The sequence below is a fragment of the Longimycelium tulufanense genome (genome assembly GCF_014645795.1).
GTDB lineage: Bacteria > Actinomycetota > Actinomycetes > Mycobacteriales > Pseudonocardiaceae > Longimycelium > Longimycelium tulufanense.
The window spans coordinates 46,710-69,375 of record NZ_BMMK01000007.1 but is presented as its reverse complement, the minus strand read 5'-3'; the positions used below and the strand labels follow the sequence as shown (position 1 = coordinate 69,375).

Genomic DNA, 22,666 nt, shown 5'->3' with positions numbered 1-22,666 from the left:
AAACCTCCGATTGTGAACTGGAACACTAAGGTTCACCTCACCTTACTTTACTCGTATAATATATCCGTATGGCGTGGATCGTTGACGAGCTGAGGTCCCGTAACCGAGCCCGGAAACGGGCCGGTGTTTGGCAGTGTGTGGTCGTGGCGACCGCCGACCTCACCCCGCGAATGCGTCGGGTCGTCATCGCGGGGGAGGAGCTGCGGGGCTTCGAGAACGGGCAGCTCCCGGCCGACGCGGTCAAGCTCGCGCTGCCCGCCGCGGCCGCGAAGACGGCGCCCCAACTCCAGCCGGAATTGACCGAGGGCGACACCGCACCGCTCTACCGCGCCTACACGGTGCGCGATTACGACCCCACCACCACCCACATGACACTCGACGTCCTGCTGCACGGCGACAGCCCCGGCTCGCGATGGGCACGCGAGGCCGAGCCCGGTGACCGCATCTCCTGGTACGGCCCGAGGTCGGACTTCTACGCCTCACCGGAGGCAAGCTGGCACCTCATCCTCGGCGACGAAAGCGCCTTACCGGCGATCGCCGCAATCCTGGAGTCCCTTCCTCGCTCCACCGTCGCCCGGGTGTTCGTCGAGGTCGCCGACGAGACCGACGAGCTCTCGCTGACCAGTCCGGCGCGAGCCGAAATCACCTGGCTGCACCGGAAAGGCGTGCCCGCGGGGAACTCCGACCTGCTCGAGCGCGCGGTGCGGGAGATGGGTCCACTGCGCGGGACCCCGCAGACCTGGGTCGCCGGCGAGGCTGGAGTCGTACGCACCCTGCGCCGATACCTGCTTCGGGAGCAGGGCCTGCGCCGGGAAACCGTCCAGGCCAGCGGCTACTGGCGCGCCGGGCTGGATGCGTCACAGACCGACGAGGCCGTGCTCGAGCTCGCGCGGGCCGCGACCGACGACACCTCGGCCGCCCACTGATCCGGACCGGGTGACCGACATGTGCCGTGCCCCACGGGCGTTGGGCGTGGCCGTCGCGGCCGTGGCGCTCCTGGCAGCGCTGGCGGCCAGCCTGGCGGTCGGAGCCAAGGACGTGCCACTGGACACCGTCGTGACCGCGCTCCTGCACCAGGCGACCTCCACCGACCACGAGATCGTTCGCGCCCGCATCCCGCGGACCCTGCTGGGACTCGCGGTGGGCATCGCGCTGGGCCTGGCCGGGGTCCTGATGCACGCCCTGACCCGCAACCCCCTGGCAGACCCGGGAATCCTGGGTGTCAACGCCGGCGCGGCCGCCGCCCTGGTCACCGCCGTCGGGCTCCTCGGCCTCCAGCACCTGCTGGCCTACCTGTGGCTGTCCTTCCTCGGCGCCGCGGCCGCCGCCGTGACCGTCTACCTGCTCGGCACCCGGGGACACGGCCGGGCGAGCCCGGCCCGTCTCGCGCTCGCCGGCGCGGCGGTCACCGCCGCCCTGACCGCCTACACCAGCGGGTTCAGCCTGCTGGACACCCAGGCGTTCGACCGCTACCGCTTCTGGACGGTGGGCAGCCTGGCCGGGCGCGACCCCTCGCTGCTCTGGCAGGCCGCCCCGTTCTTCGCCCTCGGCGTGGTGGCCGCACTCGGCGTCGCCCGCCCCCTCAACGCCATCGCCCTCGGCGACGTGACCGCACAGGCACTGGGCGTCCGGGTGGGCCGCACGCGAGCGGTCGCCGCGGTAGCGATCACGGTGCTCTGTGGCACGGCCACCGCCGTCGCCGGACCCATCGCGTTCGTCGGGCTCGCCATCTCCCACGCCGTCCGCGCCCTGGCGGGGCCCGACCACCGATGGTCGCTGCCCTACGCCCTGGTACTCGCCCCCACCCTGGTGCTGGCCACCGACATCGTCGGCCGGGTTATGGCCCGACCGGGCGAGATCGAAGTCGGTCTCACCGCCGCCATGGTGGGCGCTCCGCTCTTCATCGCCCTGGTCTGCCGCCGAAGGATCCCACAGCTTTGACCAGAACCGGACCACGACCAACCCGGACCGTGCGCGTCGCGGGCCAGCTGGTGTCGCTGCGCACCAGACCCCGTGCCCTGCTGGTCGTCACCGTCCTGGCCACGACGCTGGCCGCGCTGGGTGTGCTGGCGTTGAGCACGGGCCGCTACCCCATTCCGGTGGCCACGCTCGTGGAGGCCGTCACCGGCCAGGCACCCCGGGCCATCGAGTTCGTGGTCTTCGGGATGCGCCTCCCGCGGATGCTCGCCGCGATCCTCGTCGGGCTCGCCCTCGGCATCAGCGGTGCCCTCTTCCAAAGCTTGACCCGGAACCCACTGGGCAGCCCGGACCTGATCGGCCTCAACAGCGGAGCCGCAACCGGAGCCATCCTGGCGCTGCTGGTCGGCGGTGGTGCCCTGGTGACCTCGACGGCGGCCATCACCGGTGGCTTGGCCACCGCGGTCGTGGTCTACCTCCTGGCCTCCATCGGCGGCCTGCACACCCCGCGCATCGTGCTCGTGGGAATCGGCCTGAGCGCGCTCCTCACCGCCGTGAACCACTACCTGCTCACGCGTGCCCGGCTGGCCGAAGCCCAGCATGCCGCGGCCTGGCTGGCGGGCGGGCTCAACGGACGCGGATGGGGCCACGTGGCCTCGGTGGCCGTGGCCATCGCCGTTCTGGCGCCCGTCGCACTGTTGCTGGCGGCACGGCTCCGCATCATGGCACTCGGCGACGACCTCGCCCTGGCTCTCGGCGTGTCGCTCTCCCGTTCCCGGCTGATGCTCCTGGTGCTCGCGGTGACGTTGTCCGCCGTGGCCACGGCCACGGCCGGGCCCGTCCCGTTCGTGGCCCTGGCCGCGCCGCAACTGGTCGCGCGACTCGTCGGTGGTGCGGGTCCGCACCTGGTGTCCGCCGGCCTTATGGGCGCCGTGCTCCTGGTCGCCGCCGACATCGCGGCACAACAGGCCGTGCCCGGTGTCCAGCTGCCGACCGGCGTGCTGACCGGCCTGCTCGGCGGGATCTATCTCGCCTGGCTGCTCACCCGCGAATGGAGGACCTCCGCACAATGAGCACGACCGTGACCAAGACCGGTTCATCGGACCTGCGCGCACACGACCTCACCCTCGCCTATCAGCGGCGGGTCGTGGTGGAGGGCCTGACCCTCCAGATCCCACGGCACTCGTTCACCGCGGTCATCGGTCCGAACGCCGGTGGCAAGTCCACCTTGCTGCGCGCCCTGGCCCGGGTGCTCAAGCCCCGTTCCGGGGCGGTCTATCTCGATGCCCAGCTCATCGACTCGATGCCCACCAAGGAGGTCGCCCGGCGCCTGGGGTTGCTTCCCCAGACCTCCACGGCCCCCGAGGGGATCACCGTCTTCGACCTGGTGTCCCGGGGTCGCCATCCGCACCAGCGGTTGCTCCGGCAATGGTCGACGGAGGACGAGGCTGCGGTGACCGACGCCATGCGTGCCACCAAGGTTGCCGAGTTGGCGGAGCGTCCGGTCGACGAGCTGTCCGGAGGCCAACGGCAACGGGTCTGGCTGGCGATGGCCCTCGCCCAACAGACACCACTGCTGCTTCTCGACGAGCCCACCACGTTCCTGGACATCACCCACCAGGTCGAAACGCTCGATCTGTGCGCGGAGCTGCACCAGCAGCACGGCCGGACTCTCGTGGCGGTCCTGCACGACCTCAACCTGGCCTGCCGGTACGCCACGCACCTGATCGCGATGGCCGACGGAGAAATCGTGGCCGAGGGGCCACCCGCCGACATCGTCACCGCGGACCTGGTCTACCGGACCTTCCAGCTCCCGTGCCGGGTCATCACCGACCCGGAGAGCGGTACCCCGCTGGTGCTACCGCTGGCCCGCCGTCCGCTCGACCCGACGCGCTGACCACGCTCCTGCCCGGGCCAGCACGCCCCGAACCCCGGCGACGATCGTGCGGTAGTGGTCATCACCCATGACGACCAGCTCCGCCGCGATCATGACCAGGGAGAAGGGGAGCAGCCCCGACATCAACACGCCGATCCCCAGGTGGAACAGGATGCTCGTGGCCACCAGTGGCAGCCGCAGTGGCCGATGAACCAGCAGGAAAGGAAACGCCAGCTGGAAGAACACCGTCGCATAGGTGATCAGCGCGACCAGGAACGCGTGCTGGTACACGAGCGAACTGACACCGGGCCAGGCGAACTCGTCCAGCCGCAGCACGTAGTAGAGCGCGCTGCCGTCCTGCCATTGCGGGCCCTGGACCTTGTACATTCCCGACACCAGATACACGATGCAGATCTGGGCGATCACGGCAAAAAGACCCGCGTGGTGCAGGAGCGAGCCCAACCGGTGCCGTAACGACTCCGGGTTCGGTGCGGGTTTCGTTTTTCGTGACCGAAACCAGTTGTCCAGCGACAACCGGCGGCCCGAGTCCACGAAGACCAGATAGATGAGGAGCAGGTGCGCCAGGTTGTCCCCACCGTCGAGGATGGCGGGATTACGTTGTTGTAGCGAGAAGATGAAGAGCCCGTGCAGAACCGTCATCAATCGGGTTCGCCAGCCCAACGTGAACAGGATCGCAAACAGGGCACCGAGATGGAAGACCAGCTCGAACCACCATTCGGATCGGCTGACCGCATAGAGCGAGTAGGCCCCGTAGGACCCGGTGCGCACGCTCTCCATCAGGTTGTCCCAGGGCCAGACACCGTCGGGCCCCCACAGGTAGCCACGATGACCGTATTCGCGCAGGTAGCAGTACACGCCGACGGCACCCAGACAGATTCGGGTCAAGGCCGCCCCGAGCAGGGCACGGCGGTGCTCGGTCAGCGCGGACAGCCCACGCCACAACGGGGTTGACAGCCGCGGGGATCGCACCGACCTCTCGTTCATCGCGGCTCCTCGGTCACCGGTTGCCACTCCCACTCCTGGTACTTCGGGAACTCTGTCGCCGCCGTCGGCCCAGAGCCGGGGAAGGGCGGGAGCGGCCTGGCGACGACGCGAACCTGCACGGCCTGCACGGCGTCTCCCCACCGCGTGGTGGCTTCCGCGCTGGCCAACCGGCGGAGGAACCGGGCCACCCGGGCACGGCCGGCCGCCTGTTCCTCGGTGCTGCGCGGTCGCTGCGTGCCGAGTGCCTGCTTTCTCCCGGCCCCGCCCGCCTCCGGGTCCCGCAACTCCGTGAGGACCGGGTCACGCCAGTCCTCGGACTGCCGGGCCGCACTGGCCGGCAGGCGGGACACCCGGGACGGCCACCACCGCTGCGCGTACAGGTCGCGCAGGGCCGGCCCGGTGATGTCCTGCCATGCGGTCGTGCCTGCCGGACCCTCGGCCGTGCGCAACCTCGCCCGGACCTCGATGGCGTGGTTGTCCACGATCGGATCCGGTGCGAAGAGCAGCCAGTTCTGCTCGAACACCGGAACCATGTAGGCGCGAACGGCGGGATCGAAAGTTTTCTTGACCGGGTTGGTGGGCGTGTTGTAGAGGACCGTCATTCCGAAGTGGATGAGGAGAATGCCCGCTGTCGCAAGTGCGGCGAGCAGCAGCACGAAGTTCTGGGCACGTGCTGCAGGACCGTGGGTGGCGGGCCCTGTCGTTTCCGTTTCGGACATCGGTCGAACCTTTCGTGGGTCTTTCCGGCACGTACCGGTCGTCGACCACGGATCAGGCGATGAGTGTGGATCGAAGTGGCCGGAAGAAGAGCGTTGGACGGGGCTACACCGACCGCAACTATACGTGTACAATATCTGCTGTCGCAGCGATGCGACGTAGGTCGGCAAGGTGTCTGTTGTGACCGTCGATGTCCAGTGTCGTCAATGACGCGCCCCGGGTGATGTGGTGAAAAGAATTCTGTGGCGGAGAGTGGCAACGTTGGCAAGCTGCGCCCTCGCGCTGGTGGTGGCCGCATGCGGACCCGCGGGGATCCCGCAACAGGAGGAGTCCGGTGATTTCGTGCCGGTGACGATCAAGCACCGGCTCGGCACCGCCGAGATCACGTCGACGCCGCAGCGCGTGGTGACACTGGGGTTCGGCGACCTGGATGTGGTGACCTCACTGGGCATGACACCGGTCGCCGCGCCCGCCGACCCCTGGAACGACACCGGCGTGTGGCCCTGGCTGGAGGGCAGGCTCGACGCGAACAACGTGACCTGGCTGCGCGGCGACCCCGCATCGCTGGACTACGAGGCGATCGCCGCGCTCGGACCGGACCTCATCCTGGCCCAGTCGGTCCCCAGCATCGACGAGATCTACCCCAGGTTGTCCCAGATCGCGCCCACCGTGGCCGACCAGCACGGCGTGCTCAGCGACTCCTGGCAGGACCAGGCACTCGTCGCCGGCCGGGCACTGGGAATGCAGGACAAGGTCCATCACCTCATCACGGTGACCGAACGCAAGATCACCGAGAGCGCGCAGGCTCACCCCGGGCTCAAGGGCAAGACCTATGCCATCGCCATGGCCTACGCCCCCGGAACCGCGATCGTGATGGCCGACCCGGAGGACGTCTCCGGGAGGATCTTCGCCCAGCTCGGCCTGAGCCTGCCGGACAAGATCCGCAACCTCCCGCGCAACCCTGGCTCGGCGTACGGCGCCAACGGCGCGAACATCAGCTTCGAACAGCTCGACGTTCTCGACAGCACAACACTGCTGTTCGCCTACCAGGCGCCCGACCTGAAGAGGTCGGTGGAGCCCAACGCCGTGTTCAAGGGACTTCCCGCGGTGCGCGAGGGCACCTACCTCGCCATTGACATGGAGACCACCGCGGCCCTGCGTGCACCCACGCTCTCCAACATTCCCTGGGTCCTGGAACGGCTGGAGCCGTTGCTGGCCAAGGTCGCGGGCTGACGGACGACCGGGAGTTCACCATGGCCAGGTTCGCTGTTCAGTGGGTTTTCAACGACAACACCGAGGTTCGACTGAAGGTGCGGCCGACGCATCGGGAGTACCTGCGTCAGCTGGCGGACCGAGGTCTCCTGCTGGGTGCCGGCCCGTGGGACACCGACGACGGCGCGCTGCTGATCTACGAGGTCACCGACCGGGCTCAGCTGGGCGAACTGCTCGCCGCCGACCCCTACACCGCCGCCGAGGTCATCGCCGAGACCCGGGTGCGGGAGTGGAACCTCGTCCTGGGTCCCTGGGCGGAGTCGTGACGGCTCCCGGCGGTCTCGCACACCCGGGGCCCTAGCCCCCGAAACGACGCCACTGGTCGAGGGCGCCAGGCGCAGCCGCCGGGCAGCGCAACCACCGGCACGAGCCGGCGCACTGTGCTGCCCGGCGGCGGAGAGCACGGTCGCGCCCGCGCTGATACACGCATTGACATCACCCGGTGAACTCACTGTTGACAAGCTGGAGGCGCACTTGTCCGTACCCGAGAGGATCACCGTGGTCACCGGGGCCGCCGGCGGCATTGGCTCAGCGGTGGCCCGCAGGTTGTGCCTGGAGGACCACACCGTTGTCGCGGTGGACAGCTCCGGGGCCACCCTGGAACGTCTGCAACACGAGCTGGGGGAGTCCGGCCATCGTCTCATCGCGTACCTGGTTGATGCGACCGACTCGTCCGCGGTCGAGGAGGTGATCGACCGGACCGAGCGCGAGGTAGGCCCCGTCGAGCATCTGGTGAACGTGGCCGGCGTGCTCCGTCCCGGCTCCACGGTGGAGCTGGACGACGCGGCATGGCGGGACACCTTCGCGGTCAACACAGACGCGGTCTTCTACTTCAGCCGTTCGGTCGCCACGCGTCTGCTCCGCCGCAACCGCGGCAGCATCGTTACCGTGGCCTCGAACGCGTCTCGAGTGCCGAGGACGATGATGTCCGCATACGCGGCGTCCAAGGCCGCGGCAGCCATGTTCACCCGGTGTCTGGGCCTCGAACTCGCGCGGCACGGGATCCGCTGCAACGTCGTGTCGCCCGGCTCCACCGACACCCCCATGCTGGACCTGCTGGGGTCTTCGGCGCAGGATCGCAGGCCCGCCATCGGCGGCGATCCCGACAGCTTCCGGGTCGGCATACCGCTCGGGCGAATCGCAAGCCCGAACGACATCGCCGACGTGGTGCATTTCCTGCTGTCCGACCGAGCACGGCACATCACGATGGAAAACATCTGCGTCGACGGTGGCGCAGCGTTGGGTTGCTGACCCATACCCGGCAAGGGAGACAACCATGCCCATCCCCTCCATCCGCCCCTACCCGCTGCCTTCGCACGGCGAACTGCCGGAAAGCAAGGTGAGGTGGACACCGTCGTCGGATCGTGCCGTTCTGCTGATCCACGACATGCAGTCCTACTTCGTCACCACCTTCGCCGTCGACCAGTCGCCCGTACCGGAACTCGTCGACAACGTAGCCACGTTGAAGAGGACCTGCGCCGATCGTGGCGTTCCCGTCGTCTACACCGCGCAACCAGGATCCATGTCCAAAGAGGACAGAGGTCTACTGCTCGACATGTGGGGACCCGGGATGGAGCGTACCGAGGGGAACACCTCAGTCATCCCCGAACTCGCCCCGAGCGACGAGGATACCGTGCTGACCAAGTGGCGTTACAGCGCCTTCTTCCGGTCGGGCCTGGAGGACCTGTTGCGGGATCAGGGGCGTGACCAGCTCATCGTGAGCGGGGTCTATGCCCACATCGGGTGCCTGATGACCGCATTGGACGCCTTCAGCAGGGACATCGAGGTCTTCTTCGTGGCCGACGCCGTCGCGGCCTTCTCCCGCCCCGACCACGACCAGGCGTTGTCCTACGTGGCCCGCAACTGCGGTGTCGTGCTCACCACGGAGGCGCTGCGTGACGTCCTGTCTCCGATGCGGGTCGGGGCGAACTAACGCGTCGGGTCACTGCCTGCCGGCGGTCATCGGCACCGCGTCCGTACGAGGGTGAGCCGCGGCTCTACGAAGGCACAGCAACCCACCCGTGTGCCGAATCTTGTGCAACCCCACGTTGGGCCGGACAGACCCGGCGGCGCCCGTACCGGGCGGGGACGGCTAGTGTGACACAGCGACGTGCGCACCGATCCGGTGCTCTCGGGCACTTGGCTTTGCCTTACGAAACAGCCAGTCCTCGAACAGGCCCCCGAGCCGTTGCCCGGACACGCGCTCCGCGACGGCGATGAACTCCTCGATTGTGGCGTTCTGGTAGATCTTCTCGGCCACCCACGTCCGCAGGATCGCGAAGAACGTGTCATCGCCGACCGTGGTCCGCAACTGGTGCAGGGCCATGGCACCGCGGATGTAGACGGCGTCGTGGAACAGGTTGTCCTTGCCCGGATCCCCGGGCGCAACCTGCCAGAACGGGTCACTGTCCGGGCGGCTGGCGTACTCCTCGTCGAAGAGCTGCTGGGCGCTGTTCTGGCCCTGGGCCTCCGACCACAGCCACTCGGCGTAGTTGGCAAACCCCTCGTTCAGCCAGATGTTGCGCCAGTTCTGGACCGAGACCGCGTTGCCGAACCACTGGTGGACGTTCTCGTGCAGCACGATGTCGGAATCTTCCTCCTCCGCGAAGTACTCCTTGCGGTAAGTGGGTCGTGTCTGGTTCTCCAGGGAATCCTCAATGCCTTCGGCCGGAACGACTCCACCGGCGGCCTCGAAGGGGTACGGGCCAAATCGTTCACTGAGGAAACTGAGGATCTCCGGGGTCCGCTCGACGCTTGCCTTCGCGCGGTCCGCAAGCTCGCCCAACCGAGTGCTGTAGGCGGTGACGAACGGTTTTCCGTCCGGGAGAACGGTGCTGTTGATCTCGTAATTGCCGATCGCGAGAAACACCAGATAGGTCGTCATCGGAAAGCTGCTGCGCCAGTGCCATCGCGCCCAGCCGTCCTCCTGGTGATCGGTACTTGCCAACACGCCGTTGGACAGCACCTGCGTGCCCTCGGGAACCGTGACCGCGATATCGAAGGTCGCTTTGTTCGAGGGGTGGTCATTGCTGGGAAACCACCAGGTGGCGATGTGGGGTTGGCCCACCGCGAGCGCTCCGTCGGGGGTGTGCAGCCACGCTGTCTGGCCGTCCACCACGACCTGGGAGGGGGTATCGGCATAGGCGACGGCGACGGTGAAGTGATCACCCTTGGCCAGGGCGGTCGGCAGGACGGCGGTGAGCTTGTGGTCCTGCTGCCGGAAGAACTTGACCGCCGAGCCGTTCACCTGGACCGAGCTGGCTTGCAGTGCGAAGTCGAGGCTGAACTCGGGCAGCTCCTGGGTGGAGACCGCCGTGATCACGGTGGTGCCGTCGAGCCGGTCGCTGGAGGGCTGGTAGCGCAGCCGGATGTCGTAATGCTGGACCTCGTAGCCGACGTTGCCGTCGTCGGGCAGATAGGGATCGCCCAGGCCGGACGGTGTAGGGCTGGCCGGAGCGGCGGCGCCGGTGGTGGCCACCAGGGCCAAGGCCGCGACGAGCACGGCAAGAAGACGCAGGGCATGATTCGTGGTACGTGCCAACATCGATGGTCCTTATCAGCTGGGCCGATGATCGGCCGCTCGGGTTCGGCGGCACCGGACGCATCGCTGCGGCCGCATCAGGGGCTACTTCGGTGCTCAAGAAGAACAGGTGTCGTTGAGAGGTCACCGGGATGACGTGATCGTGAACTCTCGACGTGCGGAGCCGACAACGATGGCGAGCTCGTTCATCTCTAGCCGGGGCCTTGCTCGGGGGACGCAACATCGATATACGGCCGATGAACATGTTTCGTGACCGGGCGGTCAGTCCGGTATTGATAGACTGGTGGCCGATTTCCCGTCGCGCGACGAGACGCGCAGGTGCGAGGTTGGTTGGCATGGCTTGGGAGTGGTATCAGAGTTTCGCTGCCTGGGTTTCTTGTACCAGGTTCTCTGGTGTGAATCTATCAGATTTTCAAATAGGTGCACTCACTTATCAGGAGTTCATATTGTTCCCGCCCGAGTCGGTGCGGCCCGGCCCGCGAAGCGAAGTCGGCGATCCGTTCCACTCCATTCCCACCCCGCCGGTGACGCCATGACCCGCCTCACCCCCGCCCCGCTACTCGGTCGGACCACCGAGCTGCAGCACCTGCGCCAGCTACTCAGTACCGCCGCCGCAGGCACCGGGCATGCCGTGCTGGTGGAAGGAGAACCCGGCATCGGCAAGACCATGCTGTTGGAGGTCCTCGCCGACGACGCCGACCACCAGGGCCTGCAGGTGTTCTCCGGTGCCGCCGAAGAGATGGAACGCGACCTGCCCTTCGCCGCCGCAGCGTCCTGCCTCGACCTGACACCGACCTCGACCGACGCGCGGCGCGCCGCCCTGGCCCACCAGATGCGGAAAGAACTGAGCACCGCCGGCCTCGCCGGGCCCGGTCACCTGCACCTCATCGAGCCGATCCTGGCGCTGGTGAACACGCTGTGCACCAACCACGCCGCGCTGATGATCGTCGACAACCTGCACTGGGTCGACCAGGCGACCATGCAGGTCCTCCACCACCTGGGCAAGACCCTGCACCGGCTGCCCCTCCTGCTGGTCACCGCGTCCCGCCCGACAACGCGTTCCAGCCTGCTGGGACCGTTGCGCCGCAGCGTCCTCGACCACGGCGCCACCGTGCTGTCCCTGCCGCCCCTGGACGGCACCGCGACCCGGGAACTGGCCGCGCAGTTGTTGGAAACCCGGCCGGGCCCACGACTGTCCGGCCTGCTGGAGGCGTGCGGCGGCAACCCGCGGCACATTCGCGAGCTGATCGACCAACTCCGCCACGACGGTCTCCAGCTCACCGACGAGGTCGCCGACGTGGCCTCCGAACACCTCCCGGAATTAGTGCGGGAAACCGTCCTGCGCCGGCTGGACCTGCTGCCGGTCGACACCCTCCAGGTGCTGCGCGCTGCGGCCCTGCTGGGATCCAACGCCACGGCCGAGGACCTCGCCGCCCTCACCGGCCGTACCCCCACCGACGTCGTCCGCACCATGTTCGGCGCCATCGACGCCGGCGTTCTCACCGAGCGCGACGGCCGGCTGACTTTCACCCTCGACCTTGTCCGGCAGGGCCTCTACCAGGGACTGCCCGCGGAGATCCGGGCGGCGATGCACCTGGAGGCCGGGCTCGCCCTCGGAGCGGCCGGCGCCCCCTTGGAGCGCGTGGTCGAGCACTTGGTCGCGGGCACCCCCTCGGGCAGCCCCCGACTGCTGGCCTGGCTGTACGACCACGCCACCGCGCTGATCGCCCGCCTGCCCGACACGGCGATCACGCTGCTGGAGCGGGCGGTCCGGCTGGCCACCCCCACCGATGCCCGGCTCGGGTCCCTGCGGGTCCACCTGGCCGACGCCCTGCTGCAGGCCGGTCGGGCCGACGAGGCCGAACACCACGCCCAACAGGCCCTGGCCCGCCACCCAGACCCAGCCACCCAGATCAGCGCGCGCTGGGTCCTGGCCGGCGCCTGCTTTGCACGCGGCCGTCCCGATCTGGCGGCCGGGACCGCGATGCACGCGCTCGAGCACCTCGCGCTCGCACCCGGTGACACCGCCCGGTTCGAAGCCTTCGGATCAATGGCCCTGTTCACCATGGGCGAGATGACAGACGCCGAGAACCTGGCCCGCCAGGCCATGGCCTCGGCCGCCCCGCTCGGCGAGGTCGATGCGCTGATGACCGCCCACACGACACTGGCGGCCATCCACCACCATCGGGGAGACCCGGCCACCGCGCTCGACCTCGTCGAGCGTGCCTTCCACTACGTCCAAGGCGCCGACGTCGCCGGGGACAAGCTCATCGCGCTCCACCTCGTCCGCGCCTACTGCCTGCTGGATCTGCTCCAACCCAACGAGGCCGAACAGGCGATCGCGCAGGCCCACACGATCGCGGAGGACCGTTGGCCGAGCCGACTACCGGACTGCCGCTTCGCCCGGGCCTTCCTGCTGTTCGCCACCGGACACTGGGACGCCGCCCGCGACGAGATCCAGGTCGGGCTCGACCTGCCTACCAGCTGGATGACCCGTGCTTTGCACGGACTGGCGGCCGTCATCGCCATTCACCGCCAGGACAGCACGACCGCGAGGACGCACCTCACCGCGGCCGAGCACGCGGTCCCCACATCCTCGGCCGCGACGTTCTTCGAGTTCCTCCTCCCCTGGGCACAACGCCTTTACGACCAGGCGAACCACAAGCCCGGCCAAGGCATCCAGCGCTACATCGACTGGCTCCGGACACAACCACCGGCCCTGCGCCGGCAACAGGTGTGGCTGGCACCCGGCGCGGTGGGCCTGGCTCTGGCCGCCGGACGTCGCGACCTGGCCGAGGAGCTCACCCTGGAGGTGGAGGCGCGCATGGCGGACGGCGGCGCAGCACCGGGCACACTCGCCGCCGCGCGGCACTGCCGCGGGCTCCTCGAGCAGGCACCGGATCTGTTGCGCAGCGCCGCCCATGCCTACGAGCGGATCCCCTGGGTGCTGTTCCGCGCGCACTACCAGGAGGATCTAGCCGCCGTGCTGGCCGCGGCCGGCCGCCACACCGAGGCCAAGCAGGCACTGGACACCGCCATGGACAGCTACGCCCGGCTCGGCGCCTCCTGGAACACCGTTCGCGCCGCGGCCAGGTTGCGCACCCTGGGCGTCCATCGCGGTGCACGCGAGGGGCGACGACGTGCCGCAACCGGCTGGGACAGTCTCACCCCAGCCGAGTCACAGGTGGCCGACCTGGTGGCCCAGGGACTGTCCAACCCGGCCGTCGCCGCCCGGCTGTTCGTCTCCCGCCGCACCGTGCAGACCCACGTCTCCAACATCCTGGCCAAGCTCGGCCTGAAATCCCGCGTCGAGTTGGCCGCTGCCTTCACCCAACGCCGCCGGCGTCGCACCTGACCCGCCGGAGTCGCCGTGCCGCAAGCAACTGCGGGCCACGGTTGCCGGTCGCGTGGGAGCGCCGCACCACGGGAGGGCCGGTAGTACGCCCGGTCCTTCTGGGACAGCAGCGAGTCCCTTCTCGGCTCATGGCCCGGGTTCGCGGTCCTGCGCGGCAACCAGAGTTGCCCGCCGGTGTTGGACAAAGGTCACGGAGGCGGGCGAGCGCATACGCCGTGTGGCGACCAGTCGACGACACCCAACAATTGTTGTCGGCCAATCGGCTCATGGCATCCGATACCGCCCGGATAACGGCAGCTCATCCGGACAACGGCAGCTCATGTCGATTATTCACCTGCCCAGGTGGCACAACGTCCCACGGGAGGCCACCACGGAACAGTAGCTGAGGCAATGCTTACCAGCAAGGAGGCGGCATCGTCCGCAACGGGTGGGGAAGCGCCCGGTGTCGCCTGGTACATCCCGTCTGACCTGTACAGATGTCTCGGCAAATGGCCTTGTCGCTGCCAATTCCTACCGGCAGGTAATCCGCCACGTGACGGAGGTGGGTACCCGGGACACCATTCGCGATGGTCATATCAGAGGCATTCTCGTGACCTCTCGATCTTCGACTCCTGTCGATATCCCGTGAAGAACGTCACCGATAGTCGGAAGGCCTTGTCGAAAAGCATTCGCCGCTCTAGCGTCGATGCGGATTCGGTCGGTCAGGCCGTGGAGAAAGCCAGGCTGAGGAGAAACCCCATCATGCGAGCTCGCGCCCGCGAGGCGGCCCCGGCCGGCGCCGGCCGTATCACCCTGCCCGCGCCGGGCGCCAGGTTCACGCACACCCACGCCGTTGACCCGGAACGCTTCGTCAAACGCTCCCCGGAGTCCGCTTGCGGGTGGCCATACCGGATTTCCCTGCTCGTCTCCCACCTCGCAGCCACCGATGTGATCTCGGAGGACGAAGCGTGGACGTGGCGCCTGCGATGACCACGACGGCATCTGCACCTTCCCGTGACACCACGACGAGGCACCTGGCCTCCTCCGTGGCCATCGTGCGCTGCTGCGGCCTGCCCGTTCGTGCGCTCGACTCCCTGGCTGCCAGCCAGACCCTGCGGCACGTGCGGAGCGCCCTGGACCACCTCCACACCGCGCAACAACTGGCCGCGGACGCCAGCCAGGACCTCCATGACCGGTTGCGCCGGGACCTCGACGACGCGGCCGGGCTGCGCCTGCAGCGGTGGAGCGACGCGATGCAGGACTACCAGGACCACCTCGGTGAGGCCCGGCGCGTGGCCGAGACCGAGCTCCGTAGCGCAGCGAGGACGATGCTGGACCGGCTACGCCAACCCCGAATCGCCCTCGGCTTGGCCCTGGCCAGCCCCACGTTCACGACCCTCCTACTGGACCATGACCCCGGCCAGCCACTTCGGTGGGGCACTCGCCTGGCCCACACGGCTGCCGGCTACCTCGCACGTATCGCGCGGAAGACCAGCCCGTTCAGTTCCTTGACCACCCTCGGGGTTGCGGCCTTGCCCGCATCGTCAGACGCCTCGGTACCTCCACCGTACGGTGCCGACAGGACGGTGTCCTCGGCACGGCCCGCGGCGATGGAACTGCTGCGGGTGTGGGCCGAACATTCCGACGGGCCGACAACACTGCTGGTGCGGCGGAACCCGAGCTTGCGGGCCAAGGGGAACCGGCTTCGTGGCGTTGTGGGGCGGTATGGGTTCGCCCACACGGAATTCTTCCGCGAGGACGAGCTGATCGACTGCAGCCTTGCCAAGTGGGTGCTCCAGGTTCTGCCCGCCGATCCGTTCCCCCTGTCCCGGGCGGTGGATCTCGGGCTGAGCTGGCGGAGTGCCCGGCGACTGCTCAGTGAGGGCTTGGTACTCCCTGTCACTCCGTGGGCACTGGCCGACGAGACACACTTCCCAGCCTTCCGCGACCACGCGTCCAGCGACCAGGGGGCGAGTAACGACAGTCCGTCAACCGTGAAGGACACCGTGGAGGCCCTGGCCGATCTCGAGGCCGGTATCGGCGGTGCAACCGACCCGCGGCGACGTGCTGCCGACGTCGAGTTGTTCCGTGCCACCCTCGCGCGTGGTTTCCGTGCGCTGGGGCATCGTCCCCCGGACTGGCTGACCGGTGTACCACTGTTCGACGAGGTCGTTGCGCATGGCGCCGATCGCACCCCGCAGCTGCCCACCTCCGTGCACGCCGAGCTGCGCAACGTCTCGACGGAGTTGACCAGCAAGACACGTCGACGTGCCCTGTATGACAGGCTCGTCGACCACTTCGTCGCATTGCACGGGCGCGGTGGTCGCGCTCCCGATCTTCTCGATTTCTGCTACAGCTTCCTGGAGAACACCGATCCACAGGCCATGCGGCGGGAGTTCTCCCGTCCTGCCACCTCCGTGCCGAGCGTCGAGGCCCTGCGTGGACACCGGACGGTCGGCCCCGCCGCGAGCACCGTGTCCTTCCAGATCGCCGCGGAAACCCCGGACTCCCTGCAACAGGGGAAGTATCTCCTGGTCCTCAACGACATCCGGGACGGGCTGGTTGGCCCGATGGCACGCTGGGCCGCCGTCCCGGCACTGCACGACCACCTCGCCACCTCGATCGAACGGTGGCTGGCGGACCAACACCCCGGATGCCGGGTGTACCAGGTGTCCGCACAGGCCGACTGGGTGACGGTCCAGCGTCCTACCCTGCGGTCGCTGCCTCGCGCGGCGTGGGGCCCCGGGCTCTGTGACGCCGCCACGGACACGGTCGACCTCCGACACTTCTCCCTCATCCACGACCCGCACAGCGGCACACTGCAGGTGCACGATTCCACCGGGTCCGCCGCGTTCGCCTACACCGGCTCCGTCGCACCGCATCTCCTGGGCGGCATCGACCAGCTCCTGTGCCTGTTGTCAGCGCCGTGGATGACCCTCCCGGCACGGTGGAGTGCCGATCTCGCGCCGCCGCGGGGCGAAATGACGTACCAGCCGCGAGTTCAGCGCGGGCGGGTCGTGTGGCGCAGAGCCCGGTGGGAGCTGTGCCGGGGCCTGGTTCCGCAGCCGGGCACAAGACCCGACCCGGTTGGCTTTCTTGCCGAGGCTGAGCAGTGGCGTCGGGACCATGGCCTCCCCAGGGAATTCTTCCTCGAGGAGGTGTGTCCGGCGGCGGACAGGACGATCACACCCCAGTGGGTCAGTATCGATCACCCGCATGTCCTGCATTCGGCACTGCGACAGATCGATCCGGCAGCGCCACACGTCGAGATCGTGGAGGCGCTCCCGGCACGGCACGAGTACTGGTTCTGCGACGCCAACGGAGATGCGCTGGCCACCGAGTTCACCGTTCTCCTCCGTCATGGTGAGGAACACCTGCGATGACTGGATGGGGCCACCGCGACCGGCGCGCCTGTACCACCGGGTCCAGGTGGCAAGTCTTGAGGAGATCGCGGATCTGCTTCAACGCGTGGTTCGCCCTGCCGTTACCCGCTTCCAGACCACTACGTCCCCACGGACGTGGTTTTCCGTGCCGTATCGAGATGCGGCCGTCGGTGAAGCCCGAGGAGACGAATGATGGAGCTCAACCTGATCGACAACACAGAGATCACGCTCCCCGATCTCACCGACATCCGGATACGCCGCGCGGTCCGCGACGACTTCCCCGCACTGTTCGAGTTGAATGTGCGCGCGTTCGGTCAGGAGTTCCCGGACTACGTCCGGGCGGTGGCCGCCACACTCTTCGCGCCTGACCGCGTGCTGGTGGTCGACGTCAGGCAAGGCCCAGAGTGGGTGCTGGCCGGCAAGATCGAGACGTACTCGCTTCGACTGTCCCTTCCCGGGGGAAACACTCTCCCCGCGGCCGGGCTGACGTGGGTTGCCGTCGCGCCCGAACACCGTGGCCGTGGACTGTTCACGATGCTCCTGCAGCGGCACCTCGCCGACCTGCACCAGCAATGGCACGAGCCCGTGGGATCAGCGGGTGGGGAAGCAGTCTCCATTCTGTACTCGAAGAAGCCCACTGCCTACCGGCGTTTCGGCTACGGACTAGCCACACGACACCTGCACATGAGGATCCCGCCGGATGCGGTCCTGTCCGAAGCGGTGCACGATCCCGCACTGCGGTGCCGGGAGGGCACGGCTGCCCAACTTTGGGAGCCGGCCGAGCAACTTTACGCACAGTTGGTACCGAGCCGGCCCGGGATGCTGGTGCGCCCAGGCGCCCTTTCCGCGCTGGCGGTGCCCGAGGCACCCGGCACCGCATCCGACAGCGTGATCCGCTGCTTGTTGATTGACGACAGCCAGAAGACGCGCGCCTTCGCCCGCTACCGAATGGAAACCGGCCACAACGGCGGCAGCGCTCCCGGCGGCATGACCGTTCTCGAGACGCACGCCGCCGACCCGGCCGCTGCTCTCGCCCTGTGGCGCCATCTTCTGGGCCACGGCAGGGAGGCCACGGTGTGCACCCTCCCGATGGACGACCCACTATTGCACTTCCTGGCCGATCCCAGGACGCCGCAACCCACCATCGTCGATGGTCTTCATCTTCGGCTGGTCGACGTTGGTCGTGCGCTGGCGGCACGCGGGTATCGGACCGGCATCGACCTGGTCCTCGACGTCACCGACTCCACATGTCCGTGGAACACCGGCCGGTGGCGGTTGTCCGGCGGGCCCACCGACGCAATCTGCCACCGCACTTCGGCACCGGTCGACCTCTCGCTGTCCGCAGCCGACCTGGGTGCGCTCTATCTGGGCGGAACCTCCGCCGAGGAACTCCTCGGCGCCGGCCGGGTTCGGGAACACCGTAGGGGAGCAGCCGCGGTGGCCGGTATCGCGTTCAGCTCGCCGGTCTCTCCCTGGTGCTCGTTCCACTTCTGACCCAACAAGCGGACGGACGGGACGTGGACACCGGGGACTCGGTGCCGCTCCGAGGCCGGGTACATCGCCGGGAGGAAGCCATGGCAGCACCACCGGACCAGCTGCGCTTGATGGTGCGACCTGGCGTGCAGCTCATACGCACACCCGAGGGCGTGGTCCTCACGGGAGGCGGCGGCCAGCGGGTCACGGTACGTGGCGAGTCCGCCTACCGCGCCATCACCTGGCTGTCCTCCCAGCTGGACGGCAGGCGAACCCTCGCCGAGTTGCTGGAAGACATCGACCAGGACCACCACAGCCAGGTCATCAAGCTCATCACGGTCCTGGGCAAACACGGCCTGCTGAGCGGACTCGAGACAGCCGGGCCACATTCACTGACCAGGGCGGAGCTGTCCCAGTTCGCCAGCGAAATCACGTTGATCGCCGCCTGCCGGGACTCCGCCGAACGTCGTTTTCAGCAGTACCGGCACTCGTTGCTTGTGGTGATCGGTCACGCACCTGCTGTCGCCACAATGGTGCGACTCGCCGTTGCCAGCGGGGTGTTGCGGGTCCGTGCCGTTGTGCTTCCCCCGGTCGCCACGCACCATGATGCGTTCGTCACCCAGGGACTCGAGGAACTGCCGCCGGAAGTCGCTTCTTCGGTGCAGGTGACGCATCTGGCCGAGTACGCCGGCGGTGCCCTGCACGACCTGATCGCAGACGCCTCCATGGTGTTGCACCTGTCGGAACCTCGCGGGGAAGACCTCATGCGCGCACTGGACCAGCTCTGCGATCAGGTGAAGATCCCACTCATCCCCGCCCTGGTGACCGACCGCGACGCCTGGATCGGGCCGGTGGGCACTCCGGGCAGACCCGAGACCCGCTGGGAGGCGTTCTGGACACGTTATCGAAGCACACGACACCGGAAACCCCCGCATCCTGACGAGATGACGCACCCAGCGGCGACACGGAACGCGGTGGCCGCGCACCTGATGTTCCGCGGTTTTCGGTACCTCACCGGAATCGAGGACCACGAGCGACCGGCCGTGCAACAGCTTCACCTCGACACCCTGCAGCTCCGTGGACGTGTTGCCGTGCCACATCCCCATGCGCTTCCCGTCACTCCCGATACCGCAGCAGGGATCGTTCTTCACTGCCGCGCCTTGAGGTCTCGCGACACAATCGATGAGCGGCAGATCTATGAGCGACTGCGCCCCTCCATCGATGAGGAGCTGGGTTTACTTCGTGCGGTGCACCCGGCCGAGGGGCCACAGCTTCCGATCGACGTCGCCGAGGTGGTCGTGTCGGATCCGTTGGGTGGTTTCCGGCGCCGGTCACTACCTCTGGTGGTGCAAGCCGGGGGAGCGGACTTTCCCCAGGCGCGCACCAGTGCCGTACGCGCCGCCTGCCGCATCTACAGCTCCCTTGCGGTGGATCCGCGGCGGCTTCGTCCTGGGCAGAGCTGGTCTTGGCATGCGGGTTCACGACCGAAGGACTGGGCGGACGGACGGTTGTGGGCGCTCTCCCTTCTTGTGGAGCAGCCCCTCTCGATAAGTGCCGGTGCGGTCTTCCCACAGCTGCTCTCGCACGACCTCGGTGTGATCCCGGCAGGGGTCGCATCAGGACACAACTTTGCCGCCGCGGTGGAACAGGGACTCCTTGACCAGTGTGCGTTGCAGACGCTCCGCTCGGACGCCACCGTTGCGGTACCATTGAGTTTTGGTGAGATCGATCTCGATGAGGTCGGGCGTTACTATTGCAGGCTGCTGGAGATCACCGGGGAGGAAGTCGAGATCTTTCAGCTCGCCGGATCGCTCCCGGTTCCCGCAGTCGTTGTCGCGACCCCCACGGTCGGTGCTGTTCCCGCAGCGGCGCGCTCGCTGCAGGCGGCCCTTCGCGAGGGGATCGAGAGGACCCTGCTGCGCCTGCAGCTCAGTGACCATCCCCGCGCGGGGGTGGAGTTGGTCGAGGACGAGTTTTCCGCCTATGGAGCCGGGTGGTTGCGCGACCGGATTGCCGGTCGGGGAGAGAAGCACCTGACCTCGGTGACCTCCACGGGGGAGATGCTCGAGGCGTTGCGTCGGCGACGGATGCACCCGGTGGTCGTTCCCCTCGACCACGATCCCTTCCTTGCCCGGATCCATCCGTTCCTCGTCAGGGTGGTATTGGTCGATGAGTGAGGGTCGCAGACACGTGCAGCTCATCGACCCCGAGCGGCTGTTGGTCGGTGCGCTCCGGCACCTCGAAGACCGGTGGGAGACGCACCTCCGGCGATCGATCAACGAGATCGACGCGGAGCCTGGCTGCGGCGATGTGGTGGTCGCCCAACCCAGGTGGGACGGTGATCAGCTGCGGCAGCTTCAACAGCGGTTGCACACCACACCGGTGCGGTGGCTGCCGGTGTGTTTCGACCGCGGCATCACGCTCGGACCTGTCATGACGGCGAGCGCACAGGGCTGTCCCTGGTGTGCCCGGTCCCGCAGAAGGCCCGCCCTGCCCCTGGGAAGGGCGTACACCACGCCACCTGAGGCCACCTTCTCACCTCCCTATCTCGATGCAGTCCTGGGCCATGTCCTGCCCCGCGCCCTGGACATCGTTGCCGGCGGAGGGTACGAGCAGCGATCGATCATCGAGCTCAACGAGCAGACACTCCAGGTCCACGAGCGCGGCTTCCTTCCCCTGCCCACCTGTCCGCTCTGTGGCCCGGCACCTCCCGACCACCCCGAACCACGACGAATCGAGCTGCATCCGCGACGGAAGCCTGACGCCCGCGAGTTCCGCTCGACGGGCGGCAGAGCCCTGGACACGCTCGTGGAGCAGCCTTACGTGGAGACGGAGATCGGCATCGTCTCCAGGCTTAGCTCCCATACCACCGGCCTGTTCCCCGCGGCGTCGGCCGTCAGCATTCTCCCGGGCACCGCGACGTCCATCCCCAGTTACGGGCAGGCCAGTGACCATCGGACCGCCAGAGCACTGGCAGTGCTGGAGATGTTGGAGCGCCTCGCGGGTGCGCAGACACGGCAGGGACAACCCACGGTGCAGGGGTGCTACCGCGAGCTGGGCGACGACGCGCTGGATCCGCGGCGCCTCGGGCTCTACTCCGAGGACCAGTATGGCAGGGAAGGCTTTTCCTACCCGTGGTTCGACGAGGACCTCCCCCTCGGCTGGGTGTGGGGATACTCGTTGGGCGAGCAGCGGCCCCTTCTCGTGCCGGAGTGCATCGCCTACCAGCAGCCGAGCACCGGCGTATCCCTCGTGCGCGAGACGTCGAACGGCTGCGCGGTCGGGAGTTGCCTGGAGGAGGCCATCTTCCACGGCCTGGTGGAGGTCGCTGAGCGGGACGCGTTCCTGCTGACCTGGTACGCCCGGGCGCGCGCGGAGCGCCTGGCGCTGCAGGCGATCCCGGACCAGGAGGTCCGGTTCATGACCGAACGGATGCTGTGGCGCTCCGGCTATCGGATCCAGCTGTTCGACATCACGACCGAGATCGGCGTGCCCTCGTTCTGGGCGCTGGCGGTGGACGAGACATCGCACCCGGTTCACCCGGCGACGCTGTCGTCCGCCGGAGCACACCCGTGTCCCCGCAAGGCGGTGAAGAGCGCTCTTCGTGAGCTAGCGGGGTTGATCGACTGGACCGGGGGATGGGACAGCAGTAGGACCCGGTCCCGCGCGGCGCGGATGATCGAGGATCCCTTCCTGGTGGCAGAGCTGGAGGACCACCTCACGCTCTACGCCCATCCCGAGACCGTCGACCGCTTCGCCTTCGTCCTGGGCCAGGAGGAAGCGGGAGACTGGCCGGCGCGCACCGAGGCGTGGACGTGGCCGCAACACACGGATCTGCGTGCGGACCTGGACGAGCTGCTCGGCCGGTTCCTGCGGCACGACCTCGATGTCATCGTGGTTGAGCAGACCACGCCCGAGCTGCGCTGGGCCGGACTCGTCTGCGTCAAGGTGATCGTTCCCGGCGCGCTACCGATGACCTTCGGGCACGCTTACCGTCGAACCGGGGGCCTTCCGCGACTGTATTCGGTCCCGTTCTGGCTCGGCCGGTGCGACCGCATGCTGGGTCCCGACGATCTCAACCCTCATCCCCATCCGTTCGGCTGACCGAGGGCAGTCTGGCGTAGCGGGAACCCCGTTTCAACGGCGGC

The 22,666-nt window shown here is 68.1% G+C and carries 17 protein-coding genes; 14 read left to right on the top strand and 3 right to left on the bottom strand.

Annotated features, from left to right (window positions below; genetic code table 11):
• Positions 1-68 precede the first annotated feature (68 nt).
• The 4 genes from IEY55_RS09725 to IEY55_RS09710 are packed head-to-tail and all read left to right on the top strand — an operon-like array spanning position 69 to position 3,814.
• A complete protein-coding gene (locus IEY55_RS09725) occupies positions 69-926 on the top strand; it encodes a siderophore-interacting protein (RefSeq protein ID WP_189056245.1) in 858 nt (285 codons plus the stop codon).
• Between the two features lie 19 nt (positions 927-945).
• Positions 946-1,941, top strand: a complete 996-nt coding sequence (locus tag IEY55_RS09720) for a FecCD family ABC transporter permease (RefSeq protein ID WP_189056243.1) — start codon at positions 946-948, stop codon at positions 1,939-1,941.
• 29 nt (positions 1,942-1,970) lie between these two features.
• A complete protein-coding gene (locus IEY55_RS09715) occupies positions 1,971-2,990 on the top strand; it encodes a FecCD family ABC transporter permease (protein ID WP_229686221.1) in 1,020 nt (339 codons plus the stop codon).
• Complete coding sequence (locus tag IEY55_RS09710; protein WP_229686220.1) at positions 2,987-3,814, top strand: ABC transporter ATP-binding protein; 828 nt, start codon at positions 2,987-2,989, stop codon at positions 3,812-3,814. Before IEY55_RS09715 ends, IEY55_RS09710 begins: the two co-directional genes overlap by 4 nt.
• Here the strand turns inward: IEY55_RS09710 and IEY55_RS09705 are convergent.
• Both IEY55_RS09705 and IEY55_RS09700 read right to left on the bottom strand, forming a co-directional pair.
• Entirely contained in the window at positions 3,776-4,798 is a 1,023-nt protein-coding gene (locus IEY55_RS09705) for an HTTM domain-containing protein (protein ID WP_189056237.1), read from the bottom strand. The genes IEY55_RS09710 and IEY55_RS09705 overlap by 39 nt on opposite strands.
• Complete coding sequence (locus IEY55_RS09700; RefSeq protein ID WP_189056235.1) at positions 4,795-5,517, bottom strand: DUF5819 family protein; 723 nt, start codon at positions 5,515-5,517, stop codon at positions 4,795-4,797. The genes IEY55_RS09705 and IEY55_RS09700 overlap by 4 nt, the downstream gene beginning before the upstream one ends.
• 259 nt (positions 5,518-5,776) lie before the next feature.
• Between IEY55_RS09700 and IEY55_RS09695 the strand changes: the two genes are divergently transcribed.
• From IEY55_RS09695 to IEY55_RS09680, 4 genes are all read left to right on the top strand, one after another.
• Entirely contained in the window at positions 5,777-6,748 is a 972-nt protein-coding gene (locus IEY55_RS09695; RefSeq protein ID WP_189056233.1) for an iron-siderophore ABC transporter substrate-binding protein, read from the top strand.
• Between the two features lie 20 nt (positions 6,749-6,768).
• Entirely contained in the window at positions 6,769-7,053 is a 285-nt protein-coding gene (locus IEY55_RS09690) for a YciI family protein (RefSeq protein WP_189056231.1), read from the top strand.
• A 208-nt stretch (positions 7,054-7,261) separates the two neighbouring features.
• Positions 7,262-8,038 (top strand): 2,3-dihydro-2,3-dihydroxybenzoate dehydrogenase, encoded by a 777-nt coding sequence (locus tag IEY55_RS09685; RefSeq protein ID WP_189056230.1) that lies wholly within the window; start codon positions 7,262-7,264, stop codon positions 8,036-8,038.
• 25 nt (positions 8,039-8,063) lie between these two features.
• The gene (locus IEY55_RS09680; RefSeq protein WP_189056228.1) at positions 8,064-8,720 is read left to right on the top strand and encodes an isochorismatase family protein; all 657 of its coding nucleotides are present in this window, start codon (positions 8,064-8,066) and stop codon (positions 8,718-8,720) included.
• Between the two features lie 159 nt (positions 8,721-8,879).
• On the opposite strand, the gene IEY55_RS09675 is transcribed toward IEY55_RS09680, so the two are convergent.
• The gene (locus IEY55_RS09675) at positions 8,880-10,331 is read right to left on the bottom strand and encodes a M1 family metallopeptidase (RefSeq protein ID WP_189056227.1); all 1,452 of its coding nucleotides are present in this window, start codon (positions 10,329-10,331) and stop codon (positions 8,880-8,882) included.
• A gap of 529 nt (positions 10,332-10,860) precedes the next feature.
• Here IEY55_RS09675 and IEY55_RS09670 point away from each other — a divergent pair.
• The 6 genes from IEY55_RS09670 (at position 10,861) to IEY55_RS09645 (ending at position 22,622) form a co-directional block, all read left to right on the top strand.
• A complete protein-coding gene (locus tag IEY55_RS09670) occupies positions 10,861-13,683 on the top strand; it encodes a helix-turn-helix transcriptional regulator (RefSeq protein ID WP_189056225.1) in 2,823 nt (940 codons plus the stop codon).
• A 741-nt stretch (positions 13,684-14,424) separates the two neighbouring features.
• Complete coding sequence (locus IEY55_RS09665) at positions 14,425-14,652, top strand: hypothetical protein (protein WP_189056223.1); 228 nt, start codon at positions 14,425-14,427, stop codon at positions 14,650-14,652.
• Entirely contained in the window at positions 14,631-17,045 is a 2,415-nt protein-coding gene (locus tag IEY55_RS09660; protein ID WP_189056221.1) for a lantibiotic dehydratase, read from the top strand. The genes IEY55_RS09665 and IEY55_RS09660 overlap by 22 nt, the downstream gene beginning before the upstream one ends.
• Before the next feature lie 189 nt (positions 17,046-17,234).
• Positions 17,235-18,539, top strand: coding sequence for a GNAT family N-acetyltransferase (locus tag IEY55_RS09655; RefSeq protein ID WP_229686219.1), 1,305 nt, complete (start codon positions 17,235-17,237; stop codon positions 18,537-18,539).
• An 80-nt stretch (positions 18,540-18,619) separates the two neighbouring features.
• On the top strand, positions 18,620-20,695 hold the full coding sequence (locus IEY55_RS09650; protein WP_189056217.1) for a hypothetical protein: 2,076 nt from the start codon (positions 18,620-18,622) through the stop codon (positions 20,693-20,695).
• Complete coding sequence (locus IEY55_RS09645) at positions 20,688-22,622, top strand: TOMM precursor leader peptide-binding protein (RefSeq protein ID WP_189056215.1); 1,935 nt, start codon at positions 20,688-20,690, stop codon at positions 22,620-22,622. The genes IEY55_RS09650 and IEY55_RS09645 overlap by 8 nt, the downstream gene beginning before the upstream one ends.
• The last annotated feature ends 44 nt before the right edge of the window (positions 22,623-22,666 follow it).

Bases quoted from the DNA above. Each gene is read 5' to 3' on its own strand.
- IEY55_RS09725 (WP_189056245.1), top strand. From the start codon at position 69: ATGGCGTGGATCGTTGACGAGCTGAGGTCCCGTAACCGAGCCCGGAAA.
- IEY55_RS09720 (WP_189056243.1), top strand. From the start codon at position 946: ATGTGCCGTGCCCCACGGGCGTTGGGCGTGGCCGTCGCGGCCGTGGCG.
- IEY55_RS09710 (WP_229686220.1), top strand. From the start codon at position 2,987: ATGAGCACGACCGTGACCAAGACCGGTTCATCGGACCTGCGCGCACAC.
- IEY55_RS09705 (WP_189056237.1), bottom strand. From the start codon at position 4,798: ATGAACGAGAGGTCGGTGCGATCCCCGCGGCTGTCAACCCCGTTGTGG.
- IEY55_RS09700 (WP_189056235.1), bottom strand. From the start codon at position 5,517: ATGTCCGAAACGGAAACGACAGGGCCCGCCACCCACGGTCCTGCAGCA.
- IEY55_RS09690 (WP_189056231.1), top strand. From the start codon at position 6,769: ATGGCCAGGTTCGCTGTTCAGTGGGTTTTCAACGACAACACCGAGGTT.
- IEY55_RS09680 (WP_189056228.1), top strand. From the start codon at position 8,064: ATGCCCATCCCCTCCATCCGCCCCTACCCGCTGCCTTCGCACGGCGAA.
- IEY55_RS09675 (WP_189056227.1), bottom strand. From the start codon at position 10,331: ATGTTGGCACGTACCACGAATCATGCCCTGCGTCTTCTTGCCGTGCTC.
- IEY55_RS09670 (WP_189056225.1), top strand. From the start codon at position 10,861: ATGACCCGCCTCACCCCCGCCCCGCTACTCGGTCGGACCACCGAGCTG.
- IEY55_RS09665 (WP_189056223.1), top strand. From the start codon at position 14,425: ATGCGAGCTCGCGCCCGCGAGGCGGCCCCGGCCGGCGCCGGCCGTATC.
- IEY55_RS09655 (WP_229686219.1), top strand. From the start codon at position 17,235: ATGATGGAGCTCAACCTGATCGACAACACAGAGATCACGCTCCCCGAT.
- IEY55_RS09650 (WP_189056217.1), top strand. From the start codon at position 18,620: ATGGCAGCACCACCGGACCAGCTGCGCTTGATGGTGCGACCTGGCGTG.
- IEY55_RS09645 (WP_189056215.1), top strand. From the start codon at position 20,688: ATGAGTGAGGGTCGCAGACACGTGCAGCTCATCGACCCCGAGCGGCTG.